We start from the raw sequence: 21,611 nt of genomic DNA on the forward strand, positions 1-21,611 counted from the left end.
GGCCGAAAATTAATCAATTTCTTCGAAATCGATGTACTCTCCTACTTGTTTCTTTGCCTTTCGGGTAGATTTTGTGTGAGAATCAAAGCTAACTTTCCCAGCTTCTTCTTGCGTATGTTGTCTATTAGACTGTTGAGATTGATATTGTTGCTGAAATTTTTTAGACATTTTATCGCTGGCTTTTTTCATTGCATAGCGCATAATAGCTGGGCCAAACATTCTAAAAAAAATACGAATGCCTAAAAAAATAAGGATGATAATAAGAAGTGTTTTCAAAAACTCCATAAATGCATTAAGTCTATAATCAGCTTACAAAAATATTAATTTTAAACCTCAAAAATTACTTATGAAGCATAAAAAATAGTAAAAATCGGCTATATTTGAGTTAAATTTTAAAGAAAATGAAAAAAACACTTGTTGGCATTTGCGCCTTTTGCACAAGTTTGATAGCTTCTGCACAATATACAGAAACCATTAATTCTAACAGACCCGGAGGCTCGCAAGGGGCTTTTGCAGTAGGTACAGAAGTGCTTCAGATAGAAACAGGCCTTAAATTGGGAAACGATGAACATAAACTTACCCATACCGATACCGATTTCTGGGGAATAGATTATGGCATTAGGTACGGTTTTTTTAAAGAGCAACTCGAAGTTAGTTTACTAGGTAGCTACCTAAACACAACGGTAACCAACACCAAAGGCATCACTTCCGAAGAATTAAAATACAGTAATTTTAGGTCTAACACCTTAGGGGTGAAATATTTAATTTACGACCCTTATAAAAAAAGAATGTTTGAAAAACCTAACCTATACAGCTGGAAGGCAAATAACCGTTTTAAATGGAGAGATTTAATTCCGGCCGTTTCTCTATATGCAGGGGCAAATATCCTTTTTGGAGACAACCAACTGATGTATTACCCTTATATAAATGACAATTTAGAAACCAAAATAACCCCTACTGCTGCGTTAATTACCCAAAACAATTGGGGGCGTTGGGTATTTGTAATGAATATTATCGCAGAAAAAATTGGGGACGAATACCCTACCTATGCAGGAATATTTACCATGACACATGCCGCAAGTGCTAAAGTATCTATTTTTGCCGAATACCAAACCATAAAAAACGATTTGTATAGCGATGATATTGCTAGGTTTGGAGGTGCTTACCTTTTTACAAAAGACCTTCAAGTAGACCTATCCGGCTTAGTTAACTTTAAAGATACCCCAAGCCGCTGGCAAGTAGCTTTAGGATTCTCGTATAGAATAGACATGCATAAGCAAGATGAAATGATAAAAGAAGGAAGAAAAGGAAAAATAGAAAAAGCTTCTACGAAAGATAAAAAAGAGAAAAAGAAAAAAAATAACATCCCAGAGCCAACAGAATAAGGCATTTTTTTCAGCATTAAACAAGGTTTTTATATTTTTGTGAAAATTTTTTAAAATAATTATGGGAAGAGCTTTTGAATTTAGAAAAGAGCGTAAAATGAAACGTTGGGCAAAAATGTCCAAAGCCTTTACGCGAATTGGTAAAGATATTGTAATGGCAGTAAAAGAAGGAGGTCCCGATCCCGATGCTAATGCAAAACTACGTGCCGTAATACAAAACGCTAAAAACGTAAACATGCCTAAAGATAATATCGAGCGAGCTATAAAACGAGCTTCCGATAAAAATCAAGGCGACTATAAAACAGTTTTATTTGAAGGCTATGCCCCACATGGTATTGCCGTACTTATAGAAACTGCCACCGACAACAACACGCGTACAGTAGCTAACATACGTTCGTACTTTAATAAACACAACGGAAGTTTAGGAACTTCGGGTTCTGTTGAATTTATGTTTGACCATACCTGTAACTTTACTGTAAAAGCAGAAGGACAAGATGTAGAAGAATTAGAACTCGATTTTATTGACTTAGGCGTAGAAGAAGTTTTTGAAGATGAAGACGGAATAAGCCTATACGCACCTTTTGAAAGTTTTGGATCAATACAACACGAATTAGAAAACAGAGGAATAGAAATCCTATCATCGGGTTTTGACCGTATTCCTACCGTTACCAAAACACTCAGCATAGAAGAACAAGAAGAGGTAGAAAAACTCTTAGAAAAAATTGAAGATGATGACGATGTCCAAAATGTTTTTCATACCATGAAATCTAATTAATAATTTAAAAATCCTGCTTAGTGTTAAGCAGGATTTTTTTTGCTTTTTAAACCCCTTAAAAAACACTAAAAACCAGTCTTTAGTTTTACCCGTGTTTTTCCCCTATCAAAGCCATACCTAGTCCACACCTAGTCCATACCTAGTCTAGGGTGAGACCACAAATTGTCCACTAAAAAATGGGCTGATTTTAGTTTAGCTATGGTTTAATTATGATGTAAAAATGACTTATTTATAAGCTATAAAAAAGCGAAAAAATAGAGCTCTCTATCCGAAGTATTTTCGACCTGATTTTTTTATGGTTTTTATTTAAAAAACAACCCATATCTTTAATTTTTTAACCAAACCCTCTTAGGGTTTAGAACTTCTTTTGTTTTAACATAAAAAGTTATCTATATTTGAGGATATATACAAGTTACCAGCCATTTTGGGCGACACAAAATAACTAACAGACAATCAAAAGCGACCTCAATGCAATATCCTGAAAGACATAACAACCATACTTTGGAGCAGAAATCTGAAACTTATTTTTTGCAACATTTGCCACAAGACTGGACTGCAACAACTCCTAAGAAAGACTATGGACAAGATTTGAATTTGGAAATATGTGAAGAAGGTCAATATCGAGGTTTAGACCTTATTGTTCAATTGAAATCATCTGCAACAAGCGGCACCTTAAATGAGACAGAAAGACAACAACTAAAGGTTTCAACCTATAATTATCTTTGGGACAATCTTAGGGTTGTTCTTATGGTCAAGTTCATTGAAGATGAAAACGAAGCATATTGGATTCTTTTAAAAGACGTTACTCCACCTGCAAATCCTGACCAAGAAAATTTTACAATTTATTTTCCAAGGCAAAACAAACTTTCTGAAATTAACTGGGATGAAATCACAAGTTATGTTAGAAGAGTTACAGACAAGAAATTAGCTGCTATGCGAGTAGAACAAAAACAAAATGAAAATTAAAATGGGAGAACTAAACCTAAAGTCATCTACAATTGAAAAGTCGCTTGATTTGGCAAAAGACTTTTTGCAAAAACTTATTGGTCCTTCTGTTGACGAACTCGGACTATTGTTTTCAGACAATGTAAAACTCTGGAGACTGAAAAATCAAATCAGAAATCTAGAGAAGGTCAAGAAAATTGTTGACGAGGAAAAAATTGACATAAAGCAAGTTAATCTGAAAGTTCTTATTCCTTATTTGGAAGGTGTTTCACTTGAAGAGGATGAAACTTTGCAAGATTTATGGGCAAAGTTATTTACTAACTACATTGACACTTCTAAGAACTTAACGATAAACGTTTACCCTAATATTTTAAAGCAACTCTCAACCAATGAAGTTACAATATTGAGATTTCTGCAATCCAACGGAAACAAATTGACCTTTAAAGGCTACAATGCAAACAAAGAGATAAAATTTACCTCCGAAGAATTGGCTAATCTTGAAAGACTTGGGCTTATTAAAGAAACTCTTGAAATTTCTCAGTATGGTGGTGACATTGACGAAAGCACAGGACAGTGGAAATGGGACTTTGAAGAATTAGCGTCTGGCGAATTTTATATCACAGACTTCGGTTTTGAATTTCTAAATGCTTGTGAAAGATAAACAATGACACCAGTAGACACAAAAAGAAAAACGGCAGGTAACAGCAGTTTGGCAAAATGGCGGGTTCACTGCTAAATTCAACAGCAGTTCTTCGATTGAACTTTTGTGCAAAACTGAACATTTGTGCTTCGATTTCCGCCACTTCGCCAAGCTGCAAACCGTAGTTCGAGAATACCCTATGGGTCGCTCAAGTCATGTCGCCTACGGCAACACTTTTTCTTGAGCTATTCTCGAACAACGCCCTGACAGTACGACGACTGTAATTCGCTATATTTGTAGTAAACTATTAATAGCTATTGACTTTGAGACGCCTACATAGGTGAACTCTCGACAACTAACGGATATAGCGAATTACGTCTAATGGCTCTCTTTGCTCTTGAAGTATACACTTCAACGCAAATCGCCATATCCGTCAGGGTGCTAGCCATAAGTTAAAAATAACACGTGTAGATTAAATAAAAAAAGCACGTGAATTAAAAATCAATTTGTAACTTTGTAATTGAACTTAAAAGAGTTAATTAAAATGAATACAAAGTTAACATTGACAATAGAACGGGATATAATTGAACGAGCTAAAAGTTATGCAAAAGATAAAAATCGTAGTTTATCTGATATAATTGAAAACTATTTGAAAACTCTTATTGAAAAAGAACAAAAAAACGAAGACCAAAAACTTAATCCAATTGTCGAATCATTAAAAGGTTCATTTAAAATGCCAAAAAACATGGATTATAAAAAAGAACTTAAAAACCGTTTAGAAGAAAAATATTTATAATGGATAAAGTTCTTATCGACACAGATGTTTTAATGGATTTCTTTTTCGACAGAAAACCATTTGCAAAGTATTCAACAGAATTAATCAATCTTTGTGCAGAAAAACAAATACAAGGGTTTACAACACCGGTAATTATTTCAAGTGTCTATTACTTATTGCGTAAAACTGCAAAACACAACATCATTGTAGAAAAAATAAAACAGCTTTTGACAATTATCGAAATTGTAAAAATGGACAAAAATGCAGTTATGAACGCTTTAAATTCAGAGTTTAAAGATTTTGAGGATGCCTTACAAAACTTTTCGGCAATTGAAAACGGACAAATTAAAATTATTTTAACGAGAAATTTAAAAGATTTTAAAAAGAGTGAATTAGCCATTTTGACACCTGAAACATATTTAAAAGGAAAAGCCAGTGCCAGTGCCTAATCGAGTAGATAGCTCCACCCCTCTCTAAATAGGTACGGAGTGTCAGCTTCCCCCATTTAGAACTGCTTGATTTTCCAAAGTTACATTTTTTAAACAATCACCAGAGTGGATTTATTTAATTATCGGAGTTGTATTCTTAATACTTTTTATAGCGATTGTAAGAAATAAAAATTGGGCAATTTCTCCAAGTAGTGGAAATCAACGCTTTTTTTATAATACGTTCGGGCGTAAAAATTTTAGAATTGTTATAGGAACTGTTTACCTTCTTACGTCCATTATAGGCATAGGAGGTTTTTTTATTGTATTATTTTAATTAAGCTTTTAGAATAAAACCTAATCTCACCATTACCAAAATAAAAAAACATGAAATTACCTGGTATGAATATAGCTCAAAATTGGGAAGAAAATTTAACTTGGGAAGGTATCCTCGACCTAGAATCAAAAGGTGTTGATGTAACCGAAATAAAAGAGCGATTTCTTATTCGCCAAAAAAAACAAGAAGAAATTGATAAGTATTCCAATATACTGAGATTTACATTAGAAAAAGTAGACGCTCAATTTATTACTAATAAAACAAATATAGATAAACTAGAAAACCTAGATACTGCAATAAACAATCCTACACACCAAATGGCTAAAGATACCATTAAACCTCCTTTGCTTTTCGGAAAATCTAAATGGAGAAATGATGTAACTAACGCTAAAATAATATACTCATCTGTAATTCAATCAGATAAACGTTTATGGGAAAAAGTTACTAGTGATATCACCCCGGCAGCAGTACTATTAGTTTACTCTATAAATCCTAAATATGCTAAAAATATTGCTGTTTTAAAAAAAACATCCAAATACCTAAACGACTTTAGAGATCTAGATGCTATAGATAAGAGTAAGTTTTCAAAAAACATGGTTAAATTATATAATAAACTTAACGATGCACAAAGTTCAGTACACATCACACTAGATGAAACCATACTAGACGACTTAAACATAGAGGCAAATGCAGATATTAGAGTCGTTTCCTTTTATGTATACGATGATACCCCTTTACCTAATAAAAAATTACCTTCTGATGGCATCATACCCTTTGCTTGGTATAGAGCATTAGAAACCTCTAATGATAACTTTGGTTATGGAACTAAAATAATTCCTGCTAAGTATTACCTGTAAACTAATAAACCTCCACCTTTGTGGAGGTTTTTTTTACTATAAACATTATGTAATAATAAACCACAAAAAAAAGAATAATACTACCTATTACCAAGTAAATAAATAGCTCCTTCCCTCAACTATTTATATTCTCACTAAATCCTAAAAATAGCTATCACCCAATATACGCACAAGTATTGCACACAACGGTTCAATAATAACTTAACCTTTGTAATGTTTAACTAAACTTGTAAGCTTTAACCGTACTCACACAATCAACTATATTTGAGAGCCTTACCTTATTAGGCCATATTACAAATAGTACTTTAACATACTTTTAAGGAATTAAATACACTAAAACCAATAGATTTTTGTTTTTTGCCATACACTATCATCAATAAATAATTATATAACTATGAGAAAATCTTTTGTATTAACAGCAGTTGCATTAGGTATTTTAAGTACCTCATGTGTTTCTAAAAAGAAATTTACCGCACTTGAAGACGAGTTAAACACAACAAAATCTGAACTCCTAAAAACAAGGGTAGAAAAAGACGAATGCGAAGAAAAATACGCTAAAATTGAAGAAAAGGTAGATAACTACTATGCTAAGATTAACGCCCTACAAGACGATAACGACAGCAAATTAGAAATGGTAGAAAACCTTACAGCAATGTCAGAAAAAAACAAAGCTGCCATGCGTAAGACATTGAGAAATGTATCTCCAGAAAAATTGGCCGGTGCCAAAACACTTTCAGACTCTATAGATTTAGCAATCGCTTATAACTTAACAAAATCGTTTGGAGAAGATGAAGATATCGAGGTAAATGTAGATAAAACAGTAGTGCAAATAACTATTTCTGATAAAATGCTTTTTAAAAGCGGAAGCTACTGGGTAAACCCTAAAGCCTACCCATTGCTTAAAAGAATTGCAGAAGTAGTAAAAAGTGAACCAAGCATGGAGGTACTTGTAGAAGGACATACCGACTCTCAAACCATCAAAAAAGAGTCTTACCTAGAAGATAACTGGGACTTAAGTGTACGTCGCTCTACCTCTGTTGTTCGTATTTTACAAAACAAATACAAGGTAGAAGGAAAACAGCTTATCGCTTCAGGAAGAAGCAGCTACCTCCCTATTGCCGACAATAAAGACCGTGCAGGAAGAGAAAAAAACCGAAGAACACGTATCATTATTCTTCCTAACTTAGATAAGTTTTTAGCAATGCTAGAAGAATAAAATTAAACTTCGTATAAAACTAAAAAAGCCTTCTTTCTTTAAAAAAAGAAGGCTTTTTGGTTTAAAATATGTTAAGTTTATAAAAAAATAAGCCATTTCTGGCGTTTTTTTATGGCGTTGCTTTTATAAAAGTGTACTTTCGTCGATAAGGAAATAATCATAAAATATGATTCCTATAAAATAGAAAAACGAAACTTATGAGTCAAGTTAAACAAAACGACACCGTACGCGTACACTACACAGGAAAACTTAAAGACGGGCAAATTTTTGATAGTTCTTTAGAAAGAGAGCCTTTAGAATTTACTTTAGGACAAGGACAATTAATTCCTGGATTTGAAAACGGAGTTATCGATATGAAAGTTAACGAAAAGAAAACTATCGAAATTCCTAGTAATGAAGCTTATGGTGATGTTCAAGAAGAATTATTTATGGAAGTACCTAAAAGTCAACTCCCACAAGAAATAGAGCCAAAAGTAGGTATGGGCTTAGTATCTAAAAACCCAGATGGTACCGAAAGACAATTGCGTGTTGCAGAAGTTAAAGATGAAGCTATTGTTGTAGATGCTAACCACCCATTGGCAGGAAAAGATCTTATTTTTGAATTAGAATTGGTAGAAATTAAATAATTGTTAATACAAGTTATTTAAAACTACTTTTTACCCAGTATTTTTATTAAAAAATACTAACATAACTTAAAAAAGCAAGTAAACTAGTTAATAATTTGGTTTGCATGCTTTTTTTTTGTATCATGGAACTTGTTATTCTTTAAAAAACAAGGATTTCTATATGAGACAACTTAAAATTACCAAACAGGTAACCAATCGTGAATCTAAATCGTTAGATAAGTATTTACAAGATATAAGTAAAGTAGATTTAATTACTGCCGAAGAAGAAGTAGAATTAGCACAACGCATAAGACAAGGAGACCAAGCTGCTTTAGAAAAATTAACCAATGCAAATTTAAGATTTGTTGTCTCTGTAGCAAAACAATACCAAAACCAAGGCTTAAAGCTTCCCGACTTAATTAACGAAGGAAATGTAGGTTTGGTAAAAGCCGCCAAACGTTTTGATGAAACTAGAGGGTTTAAATTTATTTCGTATGCAGTATGGTGGATTAGGCAATCTATATTATCGGCATTGGCAGAACAATCGCGTGTAGTGCGTTTACCCTTAAATAAAATTGGAGTTATTAATAAAATAAATAAAACCTTTTCTCATCTAGAACAAGCATACCAGCGCCCGCCTTCTGCCGAGGAAATAGCCAAAGAGTTAGACATGACAACCGCTCAGGTAAAAGAAGCCTTAAAAAACTCTGGAAGGCACCTCTCTATGGATGCTCCTTTTAAAGAAGGTGAAAACGATTCTAACCTATACGATGTTGTTAGCTCTGGAGAATCGCCAAACCCAGATGATCAACTTATGAAAGATTCTTTAAGCATCGAAATCAATAGGGCTTTAGATACGCTTTCCCCTCGTGAAGCTGATGTGATTAGGTTAAATTACGGAATTGGAAATCAGCCTGCAATGACTTTACAAGAAATTGGAGATACTTTCGATTTAAGCAGGGAACGCGTTAGACAAATTAGAGAAAAAGGAATTAGACGCCTTAAAAATCAGTCTAAAAACAAAATTTTAAAGAAATTTTTGGGTTAATAGTTAATTGAGAAAAAGCTACCGCTACTTATTAAGTAATTTTAGGTGGCTTTTTTTATATAAAGCCTTAAATAGAAATATAAAAAAATCCCATCCAAAAACTTGGATGGGATTTTTTATGCCTTCGCTATTTTAAAGCTTAGCTTAATACTTTTTGTACTTTATCTGCAGCTTCTTTAAATTCTACTGCACTTTCTACGTTTAATCCGCTACTATCAATAAGTTCTTTAGCGATATCTGCATTGGTACCTTGTAAACGTACAATAATAGGAACTTTAATTTCGTCTCCCATATTTTTATAAGCATCTACAATTCCTTGTGCTACACGGTCGCAACGTACAATTCCTCCAAATATATTTACAAGAATAGCTTCTACGTTATCATCTTTTAAGATTAAACGGAAAGCTTCCTCTACACGTTTTGCATCGGCAGTACCACCAACATCTAAAAAGTTAGCTGGCTCCCCTCCTGCTTGTTTAATCAAATCCATAGTAGCCATGGCCAATCCAGCACCATTTACCATACAACCAACGTTTCCGTCTAGATCTACATAGTTTAATCCAGATTTTTTAGCTTCAACTTCGGTTGGGTTTTCTTCACGCTCGTCACGCATTTCCATATAATCTTTATGGCGGTATAACGCGTTATCGTCTAGCGTTACCTTAGCATCAACAGCCATGATTTTATCATCGCTAGTTTTTAATACTGGGTTTATTTCAAATAAAGAAGAATCCGATTTTGCGTAGGCTGTATATAAAGCAGTTACAAACTTTACCATTTCTTTAAAAGCTGCTCCAGATAAACCTAAATTAAAAGCTACTTTACGAGCTTGGAAAGGTAGAATTCCTGTAGCAGGATCTATTTCTTCTGTAAAGATTAAGTGTGGAGTTTCCTCGGCAACAGTTTCTATATCCATACCTCCTTCGGTAGAATACATAATCATATTACGTCCTGTAGCACGGTTAAGCAATACAGACATGTAATATTCTTCAGGTTCGCTGTCTCCTGGATAATATACATCCTCGGCAATCAACACCTGATTTACTTTTTTACCTTCTGGTGGAGTTTGCGGAGTTATTAAATCCATCCCAATAATCTGTCCAGCAAGGCTTTCTACTTCTTGTAGGTTTTTAGCTAATTTAACACCGCCTCCTTTACCACGGCCTCCCGCGTGTATCTGTGCTTTAATTACATGCCAACCAGTTCCTGTTTCTTCGGTTAGTTTTTTTGCAGCTGCTACAGCTTCGGTTGGGTTTTGGGCAACTATTCCGCGTTGTATGCGAACGCCAAAACTACTTAGTATTTGTTTTCCTTGATATTCGTGTAAATTCATAATCAGGTTTTTCTCGTGTTCTAGTTTATGATGCACAAAAATAAGAAATGTATTAAATTAAGACAATTTTATTTAAGGCTTTTATTCTTCCTAACTAACAATTAGCTAAATTTTTTCTGCTACGGACATTTTTTATTTTAAATTATACCTATAAAAGCATTACAACTCGTTCTAAATTGTGTAGTGATTACCTTTATTATCCTTACTCTTTATTATTGTTCGCTTAACGAATAAAAAAATAAAGCCGCTTTAAACGGCTTATATAAAATCAATTTAGGTAATGCTATAGGTGTGCTGGTGTTGTAAGTAGTTTCTATATTATTTTAAGTACTCCTGAATCTGCCCTTAAAGAAGCTCCATTAGTAGCAATTGAAAGTGGACTTGCCAAGTAAGTAACCAAACTTGCTATTTCATTTGGTTCAATGAATCTTTGTAATAAAATTTGTGGGTTAGACTGCTGAATAATTACATTTTTCATTTGTTCAACCTCTAAGCTTTGGGCTTCAGCAACTTGTTCAACAACCTTTGATACTCCATCGGAATAGGTAGGACCACCTAAAATAGTGTTTACTGTAATTTTGGTTCCTTTTGTTAATTTAGAAAGTCCATTAGCAATAGCCGACATTGCTGCTTTTGTCATACCATAGTGAATCATATTTTCAGGCACATTTACTCCTGATTCACTGCTTATAAAAATAATTCTCCCCCAATTTTTATTTTGCATTTTAGGCAATAATTTACGAGATAAACGAACACTACTCATTACATTTACCTCAAAGTAGTTATACCAATCTTCATCGGTTATATTTTGAAATTCTTCAACTTCAAAAATTCCGATATTATTTACCAAAATATCTATATCAGTTAGATGCTGAAGCAGATTTTCTACTTCTTCTTTCTTTGAAAAATCAGCCGATATTGCTGAAATTATTCCATTAGGAAATTGTTTTTGTAATTGTTTTTTTGCTTGTTCTGTTTTTGATTTTTTTCGTCCGTTAATGGTTACAGAAACTCCTTCTTGCAATAATTGCTGCGCGATAGCAAAACCAATTCCTTGTGTTGAGCCACTTATAAATGCTGTCTTTCCTGTTAACTTTAATTCCATTTTTATTTTTGTAATGATTATTAAATAAATGTTTAAAAAAATTTAATTGATTATCTGAAGTTGCAATTCAATTTGCTGTTTTAAAATTTCTTTATCCGGGTAAATTCTTCGTAATGTATTAATTCCAAGCCAAAGTGTAATCAAGTACTTTCCCAAAACATCTGCCGCTATTTTTGATTTGATGTTGCCTTTTTTTTGTTCTTTAAGAATGGTAGTAGTATAGAGTTTTTCTGTTTCTTTTATAATTTTTATTGCTTCATTTTCTAGCTCTTCGTCTATAAAAGTCATTTCTACAATTGTATTAGCAACAATACATCCTTTCAAGTGGGATTCTTTTGACACAGTTGCCACACTAATGAAAAACTCTTTAATTAATTCGATAGGTTTATCGCTATTTTGTAGTTTGGTTTTGAAAGTTTCTAAATCTTCTTTGCGTTGTTGCAGTGATTTTTTGAATAATTCTTTTTTCCCGCCTTTAAATGTGTTGTATAAACTACCTGCCCCTGCTCCAGTAGCAGTACTTAGTTCAGACAAGGACGTGGCATTATATCCTTTTTTCCAAAATATTTCTTGGGCTTTGAGCACCATTTCTTTGTCTTTATAAACAACCGGTCTTCCTTTCATTTATTTTTATAATGATTGTTACAAAAATAGAAAAAATAAAACTGAAACAAATAATTTCAGTTATAAAATTTTCACATTACCGCTAACGCCCTGACGGATATGGCTATTTGCTCCGAAGTGTAAACTTCAAGAGCAAAGAGAGCCATTATTTGTTGTCGAGAATTCACCTATGTAGGCGTCTCAAGTTAATAGTTATTAACAATTTACTACAACTATAGCGAATTACAGTCGTACTGTCAGGGCGTTGCTCGAGAATAGCTCAAGAAAAAGTGTTGCTGTAGGCGACATGAGTATTCATTTTTTTCATCGATAAAAAAACGAATCAAAAAAATCTAGGCTACTGAATCTTGTCTTAAATTTATTACTCCGAATCTAAATTTTAGAGAACTCGTATTGGCAAACCAATACTCAAACAGCCTAAAATTTCAACGCTTCTTTCGTGGCAAATTTTACAGACAATTTTCACGATGCCGAAAAACCCGACACTTTTGGTTTGTTTGGTATTAAAACAAAAAAACGTACAGCTTCATTTTTAAGAAACTCAACTATTAACTATTCGCTCAACTAGTAAAAAAATAAAACCGCTTAAAACGGCTTATATAATATTAATTTAGGTAAAATTATAGGTTTGTGTAACAGCTACTATTGTTAGCTACAGTTTTATTTGACGATTAATGAGTTTGTCAATCCGTCTTTTGTTTTCTTGTTGTAATAATGAAGGATATAAATTCATTAAAATATTCGCAATCATTATTATCAGACCGAATAAAAAGTCGTGAGTAATACTTTTATAAACAGCAAAAAAGGTCACGAAAATAAACCCAATTAAATGACTTATTTCCGCAATTGTCATTTCCTTTCGTATTTCAGTCAATTCCGTTTTTTTATTTTTCAATTTTATTTTCTGATTAAAAAACTTGAAAAATGAATTTTTCACAATCCATTTAAAATAATCAATTCCAATAGTTTTATTTAAAGATTTACTTTCAATAAAATTCAGATTTGATATTTTTTTGTAATATTCAGTTTTGACAAGAATACTATTAATTATCATTCCGACTATCCACGATATAAATGATATTGATATTCCAAATATTAAATATTTAAGCATAACTCTCTTGAATTTCGTGTTTTTTCATAATTGTAGCCAACGCCCTAACGGATATGGCGATTTGCGTTGAAGTGAAAACTTCAAGAGCAAAGAGAGCCATTATTTGTTGTCGAGAGTTTACCTATGTAGGCATCTCAAGTTAATAGTTATTAATAATTTACTACAAATATAGCGAATTACAGTTGTACTTTCAGGGCGTTGTTCGAGAATAGCTCAAGAAAAAGTGTTGCTGTACGACTTCGCGAATATAACTCGTTGAAAGACGAACTCCTTCTCTATTTAAGTGCGGAGTCGTCTACTCGATTGGCAACTGGCTTTTTATTCAGTTTCATCTATTTTATCAGGGTCTTGTCTTGTGTCAAAAACATTCGCAATTTCGATACGTCTAAAGTCATAATTTATCCAATAAACTATTTTGTAATTCTTAAACACTAAATATCGAAATTCTTGTTTTCTATGTTCTAAGCTGGTTTCAACTTGCCCAATTTCTGGTTGCTTTTCAATTCCAATAGTCGAGTCAACAATTCCATTCACTAAATTTTCAGCGACTTTTTTACTTACTTTGATTAGATAATAGCTGTAAATATCCTCAAGTTTGTTTTCTGCAAGCTCTAACCAATAAACTTCTAACTCCATTTTTGGATTTTAGCCTTTAAATCCGTTGCTTTTATCATTCGTCCATTTATTGAGTCTTCCATTGCTTGGTCAATTTCAGCGTTATATTGCTCTATTGTCATTGGCTTGAAGTTCTTTTCAATTAATTCAGCTTTCTTTTTGCGTAATAATTTTTCAAGTCCGCTCACGATTTCCTCATTTTGAAGTCTTAAAAACTCTTGAACAAATGATATTTTCCTTGCTTCTAAATCCATTTCCTATTGTCTTTTTATCAAAGATACAAAATTATCAATTTCGGTTGCTTTTTATGATTATCTAATTTTTTTCAGCTTGTTGTCAACGCCCTGACGGATATGGCGATTTGCACCGAAGTGTAAACTTCAAGAGCAAAAAGAGCCATTATTTGTTGTCGAGAGTTCGCCTATGTAGGCGTTTCAAGTTAATAGTTATTAATAATTTACTACAACTATAGCGAATTACAGTCGTACTGTCAGGGCATTGCTCGAGAGTAGCTCAAGAGAAAGTGTTGCTGTACGATTTTGTGAATATAAATATTTTAGAGGCGAACTCTTTCCTATTTGAGTGCAAAGCCGTCTACTCGATTGGCAATAGTTTTTTTTAAAATTCCATTATAATTTTTCATTCAAATCTTGTCTTCCAAGTATTGTCACTATTTCAACAATATTTTCATTGATTTTATAGTAAATACCATCAACTCCACAAACGCAACGTCTGTATCCTTTTTTTATATAGTCAACAGATTCAAAGGAAAAAGGTCGTTCAGCAATGATATCAAAATATTCAAAAAAAGACTCAAAATATTTGTCCGCTTGAGTCATTCCGAATTTTTTAACTCCGTAATGGTGAATCCGAATCAAGTCATTTTTCGCTTCGTTTGTCAGTTTGTATTTAGCCATCTAGTAAAGACTTTGATTGAGCTAAAATACTTTCTTTGCTGTCATCCGTAAATCCACTTTTTTCAGCTTTTTCAATTTTAGCTCGAATCCAGTCAATTTTAACTTGCTGTTTTCGGGCTTGTCTAATCAAATCGTTAACTACCTCGCTTTTACTTGAATATTCCTTATTATCCACTTGGGATTTTAGCCATTCATCGTTCGGCTTTGTAAATGATATACTTTGTCTCGACATAATCTAATTATTTGATGTAAATATACACCAAATACGAATCACTTCCAAATTATAGCCAACGCCCTGATGGATATATCGATTTGCGCTGAAGTGATAGCTTCAAGAGCAAAGAGAGCCATTAGACGTAATTCGCTATATCCGTTTGTTGTCGAGAGTTCACCTATGTAGGCGTCTCAAGTCAAAATATTAATAATATACTACAACTATAGCGAATTACAGTCGTACTGTCAGGGCGTTGTTCGAGAATAGCTCAAGAAAAAGTGTTGCTGTAGGCGACATGAGTATTCATTTTTTTCATCGATAAAAAAACGAATCAAAAAAATCTAGGCTACTGAATCTTGTCTTAAATTTATTATTCGGAAGCTAAATTTTAGAGAACTCGTATTGGCAAACCAATACTCAGACAGCCTAAAATTTCAACGCTTCTTTCGTGGCAAATTTTACAGACAATTTTCACGATGCCGAAAAACCCGACACTTTTGATTTGTTTGGTATTAAAAAAAAAAACGTACAGCTTCATTTTTAAGCCACTCAACTATTAACTATTCGCTTAACTAATAAAAAAAATAAAGCCGCTTAAAACGGCTTATACAAAATCAATTTAGGCAAAGTTATAGGCTTGTGCAACGGTTACCAATGTTGTGCGGTCGTACTTTTTCTTTTTCTGTCCGTCAGCGTTGGTAAAGACATACTCTTTTGCAATTTTTGGTTGCAGCGTTGGCTGGTGCGAATTGCAAATGTGTATGGCTTTTAGCGTTGGCATTATATTACTTCAATTTCTGTTACTTTCCATTTGTCCCCTGCATAAATTGCTGTTGCGTTAACTCTACAGTCAACCAAAATTTGATGTTTTTGTAAGAGATATTTCGGCACGTAATAATCACCAACGAAAGCAAAGTCGGGTATTTCTTCATCATAATTATAATTCTTATACTTAACTTCTAATAGACCTGTAATATCCTTTCTTAAATTAGGATTTACTTCTTCTGTAGGCTCAATGTTCAATACTTTTACTCTTAATTTTCTGTCTTTTCCTGTTTTAGTGCCAAAAGACAGTTTAATAAAATCGCCTTCTTTTGGTCTAATGTTTGTATCAGCATATTTAACTATTCCTTGCAATTTGGATGAAATGACAAAATGAAATAATTGTTTTTGTTCATTTACTCCGTCCACAATGGCAATTTGAGTTTGAAATTTAGAAATTGCTACTTCTTTGTCAATTTTTTGGATTTGTCTTAATTCCGTTCGTTTTTCGTCTTTTACCTTCTTGACATAACTCTTAGCTCTTATAAAATCGCCAATTTGTAATTCACTATTTAATTGAGGAAAAAAGACTTCCTTGTTGTCCGTTGTAATTGCATGAATTATGTTTTTCCCTTTGTTGATGTAATCTACAACCGCAAAAGTGTCATTAAGTATTTCCCAATTTTGTTTTTCTGTTTTGTCCGCAATGAGAGGAATATATTTGTATTCTGTTATGATATTTTTACTAAGCCAAGAAAAACTTCTTTCCACTTCTTTTTTAATTTCTTGCTTGTGAAGTTTGAATTTGAAAATCTGACCTATTTCGGATTGCTTCAAAACTTCAAAACGATTCTTTCCAATAGAAAACTCTATTGTTTCTCCGTTAGTAAAAGTCAAACGTTCTTTCCCCTTTTTGTTTTTCCATTTATCCGTTAAAACAACTTCTGTCCAATTAAAATCATCATATGCGAAGGTTTCAGCAAATGGAATGTATTTTTTATATAGTTCCTTATTGTCTTCTATACTTAGTTTGACTTGATTCGCTTTCTTGTAAAGCTCATCAAATTCTGATGACAATTTCCAGTTCTTTATTTCTCGATGCTTCTTGTATGCTTCAAGTTCTATGAGTGCATTTTCTAACAAATTCTCATCAATCAAAGCCTTTGCTAGATTCAAATGAATATCACCCAAAAAATCTTCGTTATTTTCTAATTTCAATGCTTTTGACAACATCCCGATTTTTAAGGAGTTATCGGAAATAATACAATCTGAAAACTCTTGCCACACATAATGCTTTTCAGCAAGTTCTAGAACAAGCTTTTTGTATATTTTGATTGCCAATTCTAATTCGTTGTTTCTTAAATGTAGTAATGCTTTTTGACGCAACAACCATTCATCATCTGGAAACAACTTGATTGCTTGTTCATATGCCTGGATAAGCCAAGATAAATCCTGTTCCGATGTTTGGGTTTTCAGAATTTCAAAAGTCTTCTTAAGTGCCTTTGTTGCTAATGGCTGGTATGTGTTTTCGTCTTTTTTGGTTTCTTTCCAATCTTGATTTCTTAAATTCTCGGGATTCCAATCTTTGAAAAAGTTAATAAACCGCCATTCTTCATTTTCTTTCATAAATCTTTCTGCAAGATTTAGAATTTCGGAATGCCACTTTGATTGTCCTTGTTTTGAATAATTGACATTGTATTGCTCAAATAAATTCCACAATTCGGCAAACCTGTTTTCCTTGTGAGTATTGAAAATGTTCCAAAAAATGGTTTCTCTGAAAAAGTCCAAAACGGTTTCTTTATCAAGGTCTATTTTGTTTGAAAATTCTTCGAGGTCTATTTCGGTATTTGATTTTACAAACTCTCTGCAAATGCGTGATATAAGCGAAGGAATACTTTTCCCATCTATATATCCATCGTTTAAATCTTCGTATCGAAGATTGTCTGGATTCCATAAAAGGAAGAAATTGTAAAATTTAAAGTCGCTGTGTGTTTTGGAATAGTTTAGAGCAAAATTTAGAATCATAGAATGAAGCATTGAAGGTCTTTCATTCTTCAAGTTCATATAATCTCTCAAAAATGTTCGTACCCCAAGGGATGAAAGATTGCTTTCTTCTGCTTTAATGTATCGGTAAATTATCCAACCATAAGATTCGTGATGTAACTCTGAAAGTTGGTTTTGAGAAATCAGTTTTTTGCAAATAGCTAATGCTTCTTTATGTTTCCCATTCTTACTTAATTCTTCAGCTTTATGAACTTCCGAATAATTAGTATCAATTTTTGGACGAAGAAAGTTTTTTTGACTTTCAATTATTTCATCTTCATAACCTTGAAAATCTATTGTGCTTAATTCTCTGTAACAAGTTCCTGCTTGATTTAAATTATTGTCTGTTATGTAGTGTTTACATAAATCTATGAGAACCCAAGCAAATGCTTTTTGAATCCAATCATCATAAGGTTCATCAGAATATAGTTTTCTTGCTATTCCTAAGGCATTGTTTAATTTATTCAGTTTTTCAACACCTGATAAATCTTTAGCTTCATTTCGTAATTCAAAAACCGTTTTAGAATCCATCGAAGTTTTTTAAATCGTTAATGATTAGCTGAAAATCAGTCCATAAACTTGTTTCAGTTGATGACAAAGCGGAAATCGTTGAGAAAAATCCATCTCCGTCATAATATAGGTCGGCTGTCAGCTTATTGCCAGAACGAATGAGTTGAACCGTATCTTTGTATGGAGCTTGAATGATGTAGCTTATTGTTAAGTCCTTTTCTTTAAGAATTTCGTTTAACTGACAATACGCTGAAACTCTCCAATTGTCTTTAATGAAGCCGAAATCATCTAGCGAATTATCTGCTTTCAGAATATTCAGCAGTTCTTCGCCAAATTCTTTCGGTTGTGATTTCATCAAAGAAGGCATTTTGAATTGACCTTTTTTATTGTAGTAGATTGAAATTGTGGCTGTTTCTCCAGAATTCCCTTTTAGCTCATATAATTCCTGATAATTTGGATGATTAATGGAATCGATGGTTATTTTCTTGCTTGTTAGCTTTCCTTCGATGAATTGATGTAATTGAAGTAGAGAGGACTTAAAATCATCATCTTTGAAACTGTATTTATTTGCTACTTCTTTATTGAGATTACTTAAATCAATAGATGCATCAGCAATATAGAATAAGTCCTTCCCATTTGAACTTGAAGGAATTGTTGGTTTTAAATCAACTTTATAGAATGGAGAAATAGGTGTGTAATTGATAAGGCTAACTTTTGAAGTTGCTCTTATCAAACCTGTATAAATCCATTTAAAGTAGGTTTCGTTCGTTTTACCACCGCCCGTTTCTACATTAAAAAATATTTCATCCCACTTGTAGGACATTGATTTGTGAACCGTTAAAGCCCAACCAAATCGCATCTGAGCAGCATTTTTGAACTTGTAATAATCCGTTGCTGGCATATTGCTTAGTGCACGTTGAATTTTGCGGGTAACTTTAGTTTTTACTCGCTTACCATCAGCCAATTTTTGCAATAAGTCTTTCAATTCTTCATCAACGTGATATTTGCCATTTTTAAAGTTGTCCAACTCTTTTTCTGCCAATTGAGCCAAAAGAATCTTGTAGGATATGATTTCTTCTTTCGAAAGTTCTCCTTTATCACTTAGTCTAAAATTTTCTAAGCTGAGAAAACTAAGTGTGTGATTTGATTTCTGTAAGTTGATGGTTACTTCACGGAAGGTTAAAGGTGTGATTAGTTTTTCAGTTTTTGTAATAGTATTTGACACAGAAACAACTGTTCCAAATTGTCCATTGAAAATCTTTTTAGGTTCAGCAAAAGGGTCGTTTTCATCCTCAACTCTTATGTTGTTTCCAAAAATGACTAAATCACCTTTTGTTAAGTCGTTTCCATTTTTAAGGATAGAATTCTTTATCCAGAAATTTATTTTCTGAGCATCAAAATTTGAGTAGCAAAGAATATGTGAGCTTGAGGTTGATTTCAAAGAGTTTTCAATTCCTTCTTTCAATTCATCCTTTGATAAGATTTTCAGAGAATCGGAAATCTCAAATTTTAAGTTGTTGAACGATTGATGGCGAATGCATTTGACAGCTTTTAATCCTTCCGCAACAATAGGAGATTTCTTCTCTTTATCAACAAGCTGAAATGCTTTAGCTTCAAAGTTGTATTCATCAGTTAAATATTCAGGGTTAAGTGCGGATTCTTCTTTTTTGCCAATAGAAAGTTGAAAGCTGTCTCCAACGAAAATGATTTTTCGCTTTGAATTTTTTAAGTCTGCAAACTCAATAAAATCCTTCAATAACTTGCCTGAGCCAAATCGCAAGTCAATAGATTGGTGGTAATTATCTGAAATTAGATGAGATTCATCCACAATGAATATTGCTTCTTCTGTGTCGTCCGACTTTTTGAGCGGAACAATTTCTAAGTCTATTTTGTCTTCGTCTTGATTTTCAGACTCTTCTTTTTCTTCAGTTGCTGAATTAGTAATGCTTCCACCGTATATGTAAGAGTAGATACTTTCAAATTCTAAGTTTGTATTCTTCAATAAATTGTTGGCTACTCGTCCAGATGATGCAAATAGTCTGGCTTCTGGAATTTGATTATTATATGCTACATCCTGTATGAAAGGAATCAAATGTGTTTTACCGCTTAATGATGTTCCTTGAAGTACAAAAAACCTTTCGTCTTCTGATTTCAAGAAAGATTCGATTTCCTGAAGAGCAGACTTTTGGTCAGGATACAGGTTTTCAAAATCTAAAGCAGTTTCATAAGTGGTGAAATCTGTAGTTTCTCCATAATTTTCTGAAAGGTCAAAAATGTCTGCCCTGAAAACATCTTTAAATACATCATAAGATTCTTTTGTTAGAGAAACTTCTTTATCAGTAATATCAATAATGTCCTTGATTTTTTCAAGGTAGTTGGATTTATCAATTATGAAGAAGTTGAGTTCTTCCTTTGGTGGAATACTTCCAATTAATTCAATTTGCTTCTGAAAACAAACCGTTCGCACCGTGTGATAAGGGTTGAAACAGTCTGACGTTGGCAATCTGTCTAAGATTTGGTTTTCTACAACTTTTATGAATCGGTCTTTTTGGTTTTTTAGTTGAATGAACGGATTAATGGAACTACCGCCTTTAATTATCTCACCCTTCTCATTAGTCCACTTGCCAAAGTCAAATTCAGATTTTGCGTTTTTTGGTAAAGTAATTTTTCCACCGAAATTTTTAAAGTCAATTATGCATACTGCTTTTTCAGTAATCAGTAATGCATCAATTTGAAGTCTCTTTTCAGCTTCACATTCAGAGTTTGCGATTAGTAGTCCGTCAAGTGAATACTTGTCAAATAAGTTTTTAAGGTTTTCTGCAAACTCTCTAAAGAAAGTGTTTTCATAATTCTTGGCTGCCGTTCCTTTTCTTATTTCAAGCATATTCTAATTTCCTTTTTGTTATTTTCAGTCGAGCCGTTGGCAAAAAACAGCTCTTTTGGTTTTTTCAGCGTTAGCTTTCGTGTCGGCAAAAACCAAATGTGCTGTTTGTGCGGTTGGCTTTTCTTGTATGCCGCACAACGCCCTGACGGATATGGCGATTTGCGTTGAAGTGAAAACTTCAAGAGCAAAGAGAGCCATTAGACGTAATTCGCTATATCCGTTTGTTGTCGAGAGTTCACCTATGTAGGCGTCTCAAGTCAATAGCTATTAATAATTTACTACAAATATAGCGAATTACAGTCGTACTGTCAGGGCGTTGTTCGAGAATAGCTCAAGAGAAAATGTTGCCGCAGGCGACATGACTTGAGCGACCCATAGGGTATTCTCGAACAACTTCTATATATCCTCAAATATATATAACTTTTTATGTCAAAACAATCCTTACACCTTAAATTATTTCTTTACCTACAGCTATCTATTGCTTA

General features: G+C 33.1%; 23 protein-coding genes. 11 read left to right on the forward strand and 12 right to left on the reverse strand.

The genetic code is table 11. From position 1 onward, the window contains the following. Positions 1–9: 9 nt before the first annotated feature. On the reverse strand, positions 10–285 hold the full coding sequence (locus tag GGR32_RS01850) for a DUF4834 family protein (RefSeq protein WP_183475756.1): 276 nt from the start codon (positions 283–285) through the stop codon (positions 10–12). 116 nt (positions 286–401) lie between these two features. Between GGR32_RS01850 and GGR32_RS01855 the strand changes: the two genes are divergently transcribed. From GGR32_RS01855 to GGR32_RS01905, 11 genes are all read left to right on the forward strand, one after another. Next, positions 402–1,385 carry a transporter gene (locus GGR32_RS01855; protein ID WP_183475758.1) on the forward strand — a complete coding sequence of 328 codons (984 nt, stop codon included), beginning with the start codon at positions 402–404 and terminating at the stop codon, positions 1,383–1,385. Positions 1,386–1,446: 61 nt separating this feature from the next. Continuing rightward, positions 1,447–2,160 (forward strand): YebC/PmpR family DNA-binding transcriptional regulator, encoded by a 714-nt coding sequence (locus GGR32_RS01860; RefSeq protein WP_183475760.1) that lies wholly within the window; start codon positions 1,447–1,449, stop codon positions 2,158–2,160. A 468-nt stretch (positions 2,161–2,628) separates the two neighbouring features. Continuing rightward, on the forward strand, positions 2,629–3,126 hold the full coding sequence (locus GGR32_RS01865; protein WP_183475762.1) for a DUF4365 domain-containing protein: 498 nt from the start codon (positions 2,629–2,631) through the stop codon (positions 3,124–3,126). Next, positions 3,116–3,766 carry an Abi-alpha family protein gene (locus tag GGR32_RS01870; protein WP_221403673.1) on the forward strand — a complete coding sequence of 217 codons (651 nt, stop codon included), beginning with the start codon at positions 3,116–3,118 and terminating at the stop codon, positions 3,764–3,766. Before GGR32_RS01865 ends, GGR32_RS01870 begins: the two co-directional genes overlap by 11 nt. Before the next feature lie 523 nt (positions 3,767–4,289). Then, complete coding sequence (locus GGR32_RS01875; RefSeq protein WP_183475765.1) at positions 4,290–4,541, forward strand: DUF6364 family protein; 252 nt, start codon at positions 4,290–4,292, stop codon at positions 4,539–4,541. Beyond that, the gene (locus tag GGR32_RS01880) at positions 4,541–4,969 is read left to right on the forward strand and encodes a type II toxin-antitoxin system VapC family toxin (protein WP_183475767.1); all 429 of its coding nucleotides are present in this window, start codon (positions 4,541–4,543) and stop codon (positions 4,967–4,969) included. The genes GGR32_RS01875 and GGR32_RS01880 overlap by 1 nt, the downstream gene beginning before the upstream one ends. Positions 4,970–5,090: 121 nt before the next feature. Next, positions 5,091–5,282, forward strand: a complete 192-nt coding sequence (locus GGR32_RS12125; RefSeq protein WP_425487747.1) for an Imm17 family immunity protein — start codon at positions 5,091–5,093, stop codon at positions 5,280–5,282. 50 nt (positions 5,283–5,332) lie between these two features. Then, positions 5,333–6,139 carry a hypothetical protein gene (locus GGR32_RS01890; RefSeq protein WP_183475769.1) on the forward strand — a complete coding sequence of 269 codons (807 nt, stop codon included), beginning with the start codon at positions 5,333–5,335 and terminating at the stop codon, positions 6,137–6,139. A 394-nt stretch (positions 6,140–6,533) separates the two neighbouring features. Further along, entirely contained in the window at positions 6,534–7,355 is an 822-nt protein-coding gene (locus tag GGR32_RS01895) for an OmpA/MotB family protein (RefSeq protein ID WP_183475771.1), read from the forward strand. Positions 7,356–7,552: 197 nt separating this feature from the next. Next, positions 7,553–7,981: an FKBP-type peptidyl-prolyl cis-trans isomerase gene (locus tag GGR32_RS01900; protein WP_183475773.1), complete on the forward strand. Its 429-nt coding sequence runs from the start codon at positions 7,553–7,555 to the stop codon at positions 7,979–7,981. Positions 7,982–8,141: 160 nt separating this feature from the next. Then, the gene (locus GGR32_RS01905; protein WP_183475774.1) at positions 8,142–9,008 is read left to right on the forward strand and encodes a sigma-70 family RNA polymerase sigma factor; all 867 of its coding nucleotides are present in this window, start codon (positions 8,142–8,144) and stop codon (positions 9,006–9,008) included. 139 nt (positions 9,009–9,147) lie between these two features. Here GGR32_RS01905 and sucC read toward each other — a convergent pair whose 3' ends face one another. The 11 genes from sucC to GGR32_RS01955 all read right to left on the reverse strand — a co-directional run bounded on the left by sucC (position 9,148) and on the right by GGR32_RS01955 (position 21,126). Continuing rightward, on the reverse strand, positions 9,148–10,341 hold the full coding sequence (gene sucC, locus GGR32_RS01910; RefSeq protein WP_183475776.1) for an ADP-forming succinate--CoA ligase subunit beta: 1,194 nt from the start codon (positions 10,339–10,341) through the stop codon (positions 9,148–9,150). A gap of 313 nt (positions 10,342–10,654) precedes the next feature. After that, complete coding sequence (locus tag GGR32_RS01915) at positions 10,655–11,446, reverse strand: SDR family NAD(P)-dependent oxidoreductase (protein ID WP_183475778.1); 792 nt, start codon at positions 11,444–11,446, stop codon at positions 10,655–10,657. 42 nt (positions 11,447–11,488) lie between these two features. After that, positions 11,489–12,070 (reverse strand): TetR/AcrR family transcriptional regulator, encoded by a 582-nt coding sequence (locus tag GGR32_RS01920; RefSeq protein WP_183475780.1) that lies wholly within the window; start codon positions 12,068–12,070, stop codon positions 11,489–11,491. Positions 12,071–12,722: 652 nt separating this feature from the next. Beyond that, a complete protein-coding gene (locus GGR32_RS11960; RefSeq protein ID WP_221403674.1) occupies positions 12,723–13,181 on the reverse strand; it encodes a glycosyl-4,4'-diaponeurosporenoate acyltransferase CrtO family protein in 459 nt (152 codons plus the stop codon). 318 nt (positions 13,182–13,499) lie between these two features. After that, complete coding sequence (locus GGR32_RS01925) at positions 13,500–13,817, reverse strand: type II toxin-antitoxin system RelE/ParE family toxin (protein ID WP_183475782.1); 318 nt, start codon at positions 13,815–13,817, stop codon at positions 13,500–13,502. Then, positions 13,808–14,050 (reverse strand): hypothetical protein, encoded by a 243-nt coding sequence (locus tag GGR32_RS01930; protein ID WP_183475784.1) that lies wholly within the window; start codon positions 14,048–14,050, stop codon positions 13,808–13,810. The genes GGR32_RS01925 and GGR32_RS01930 overlap by 10 nt, the downstream gene beginning before the upstream one ends. 375 nt (positions 14,051–14,425) lie before the next feature. Further along, on the reverse strand, positions 14,426–14,713 hold the full coding sequence (locus GGR32_RS01935) for a type II toxin-antitoxin system RelE/ParE family toxin (protein ID WP_183475786.1): 288 nt from the start codon (positions 14,711–14,713) through the stop codon (positions 14,426–14,428). Further along, positions 14,706–14,945 carry a ribbon-helix-helix domain-containing protein gene (locus GGR32_RS01940; RefSeq protein WP_183475788.1) on the reverse strand — a complete coding sequence of 80 codons (240 nt, stop codon included), beginning with the start codon at positions 14,943–14,945 and terminating at the stop codon, positions 14,706–14,708. The genes GGR32_RS01935 and GGR32_RS01940 overlap by 8 nt, the downstream gene beginning before the upstream one ends. Positions 14,946–15,546: 601 nt before the next feature. Next, positions 15,547–15,708: a hypothetical protein gene (locus GGR32_RS01945; RefSeq protein WP_183475790.1), complete on the reverse strand. Its 162-nt coding sequence runs from the start codon at positions 15,706–15,708 to the stop codon at positions 15,547–15,549. Next, positions 15,708–18,263: a tetratricopeptide repeat protein gene (locus GGR32_RS01950; RefSeq protein WP_183475792.1), complete on the reverse strand. Its 2,556-nt coding sequence runs from the start codon at positions 18,261–18,263 to the stop codon at positions 15,708–15,710. Before GGR32_RS01950 ends, GGR32_RS01945 begins: the two co-directional genes overlap by 1 nt. Beyond that, positions 18,253–21,126, reverse strand: a complete 2,874-nt coding sequence (locus GGR32_RS01955; protein WP_183475794.1) for an NERD domain-containing protein/DEAD/DEAH box helicase — start codon at positions 21,124–21,126, stop codon at positions 18,253–18,255. The genes GGR32_RS01950 and GGR32_RS01955 overlap by 11 nt, the downstream gene beginning before the upstream one ends. Positions 21,127–21,611 lie beyond the last annotated feature (485 nt).

The organism is Mesonia hippocampi (genome assembly GCF_014197445.1).
GTDB classification, from domain to species: domain Bacteria; phylum Bacteroidota; class Bacteroidia; order Flavobacteriales; family Flavobacteriaceae; genus Mesonia; species Mesonia hippocampi.

Excerpts from the sequence above, each read along its gene's own strand:
- GGR32_RS01940 (WP_183475788.1), bottom strand. The coding sequence starts at position 14,945 with ATGTCGAGACAAAGTATATCATTTACAAAGCCGAACGATGAATGGCTA.
- GGR32_RS01950 (WP_183475792.1), bottom strand. The coding sequence starts at position 18,263 with ATGGATTCTAAAACGGTTTTTGAATTACGAAATGAAGCTAAAGATTTA.
- GGR32_RS01935 (WP_183475786.1), bottom strand. The coding sequence starts at position 14,713 with ATGGCTAAATACAAACTGACAAACGAAGCGAAAAATGACTTGATTCGG.
- GGR32_RS01870 (WP_221403673.1), top strand. The coding sequence starts at position 3,116 with ATGAAAATTAAAATGGGAGAACTAAACCTAAAGTCATCTACAATTGAA.
- GGR32_RS01850 (WP_183475756.1), bottom strand. The coding sequence starts at position 285 with ATGGAGTTTTTGAAAACACTTCTTATTATCATCCTTATTTTTTTAGGC.
- GGR32_RS01895 (WP_183475771.1), top strand. The coding sequence starts at position 6,534 with ATGAGAAAATCTTTTGTATTAACAGCAGTTGCATTAGGTATTTTAAGT.
- GGR32_RS01945 (WP_183475790.1), bottom strand. The coding sequence starts at position 15,708 with ATGCCAACGCTAAAAGCCATACACATTTGCAATTCGCACCAGCCAACG.
- GGR32_RS01915 (WP_183475778.1), bottom strand. The coding sequence starts at position 11,446 with ATGGAATTAAAGTTAACAGGAAAGACAGCATTTATAAGTGGCTCAACA.
- GGR32_RS01890 (WP_183475769.1), top strand. The coding sequence starts at position 5,333 with ATGAAATTACCTGGTATGAATATAGCTCAAAATTGGGAAGAAAATTTA.
- GGR32_RS01920 (WP_183475780.1), bottom strand. The coding sequence starts at position 12,070 with ATGAAAGGAAGACCGGTTGTTTATAAAGACAAAGAAATGGTGCTCAAA.
- GGR32_RS01880 (WP_183475767.1), top strand. The coding sequence starts at position 4,541 with ATGGATAAAGTTCTTATCGACACAGATGTTTTAATGGATTTCTTTTTC.
- GGR32_RS01930 (WP_183475784.1), bottom strand. The coding sequence starts at position 14,050 with ATGGATTTAGAAGCAAGGAAAATATCATTTGTTCAAGAGTTTTTAAGA.
- GGR32_RS01905 (WP_183475774.1), top strand. The coding sequence starts at position 8,142 with ATGAGACAACTTAAAATTACCAAACAGGTAACCAATCGTGAATCTAAA.
- GGR32_RS11960 (WP_221403674.1), bottom strand. The coding sequence starts at position 13,181 with ATGCTTAAATATTTAATATTTGGAATATCAATATCATTTATATCGTGG.
- sucC (WP_183475776.1), bottom strand. The coding sequence starts at position 10,341 with ATGAATTTACACGAATATCAAGGAAAACAAATACTAAGTAGTTTTGGC.
- GGR32_RS01925 (WP_183475782.1), bottom strand. The coding sequence starts at position 13,817 with ATGGAGTTAGAAGTTTATTGGTTAGAGCTTGCAGAAAACAAACTTGAG.
- GGR32_RS01900 (WP_183475773.1), top strand. The coding sequence starts at position 7,553 with ATGAGTCAAGTTAAACAAAACGACACCGTACGCGTACACTACACAGGA.
- GGR32_RS01865 (WP_183475762.1), top strand. The coding sequence starts at position 2,629 with ATGCAATATCCTGAAAGACATAACAACCATACTTTGGAGCAGAAATCT.
- GGR32_RS01855 (WP_183475758.1), top strand. The coding sequence starts at position 402 with ATGAAAAAAACACTTGTTGGCATTTGCGCCTTTTGCACAAGTTTGATA.
- GGR32_RS01955 (WP_183475794.1), bottom strand. The coding sequence starts at position 21,126 with ATGCTTGAAATAAGAAAAGGAACGGCAGCCAAGAATTATGAAAACACT.
- GGR32_RS01875 (WP_183475765.1), top strand. The coding sequence starts at position 4,290 with ATGAATACAAAGTTAACATTGACAATAGAACGGGATATAATTGAACGA.
- GGR32_RS01860 (WP_183475760.1), top strand. The coding sequence starts at position 1,447 with ATGGGAAGAGCTTTTGAATTTAGAAAAGAGCGTAAAATGAAACGTTGG.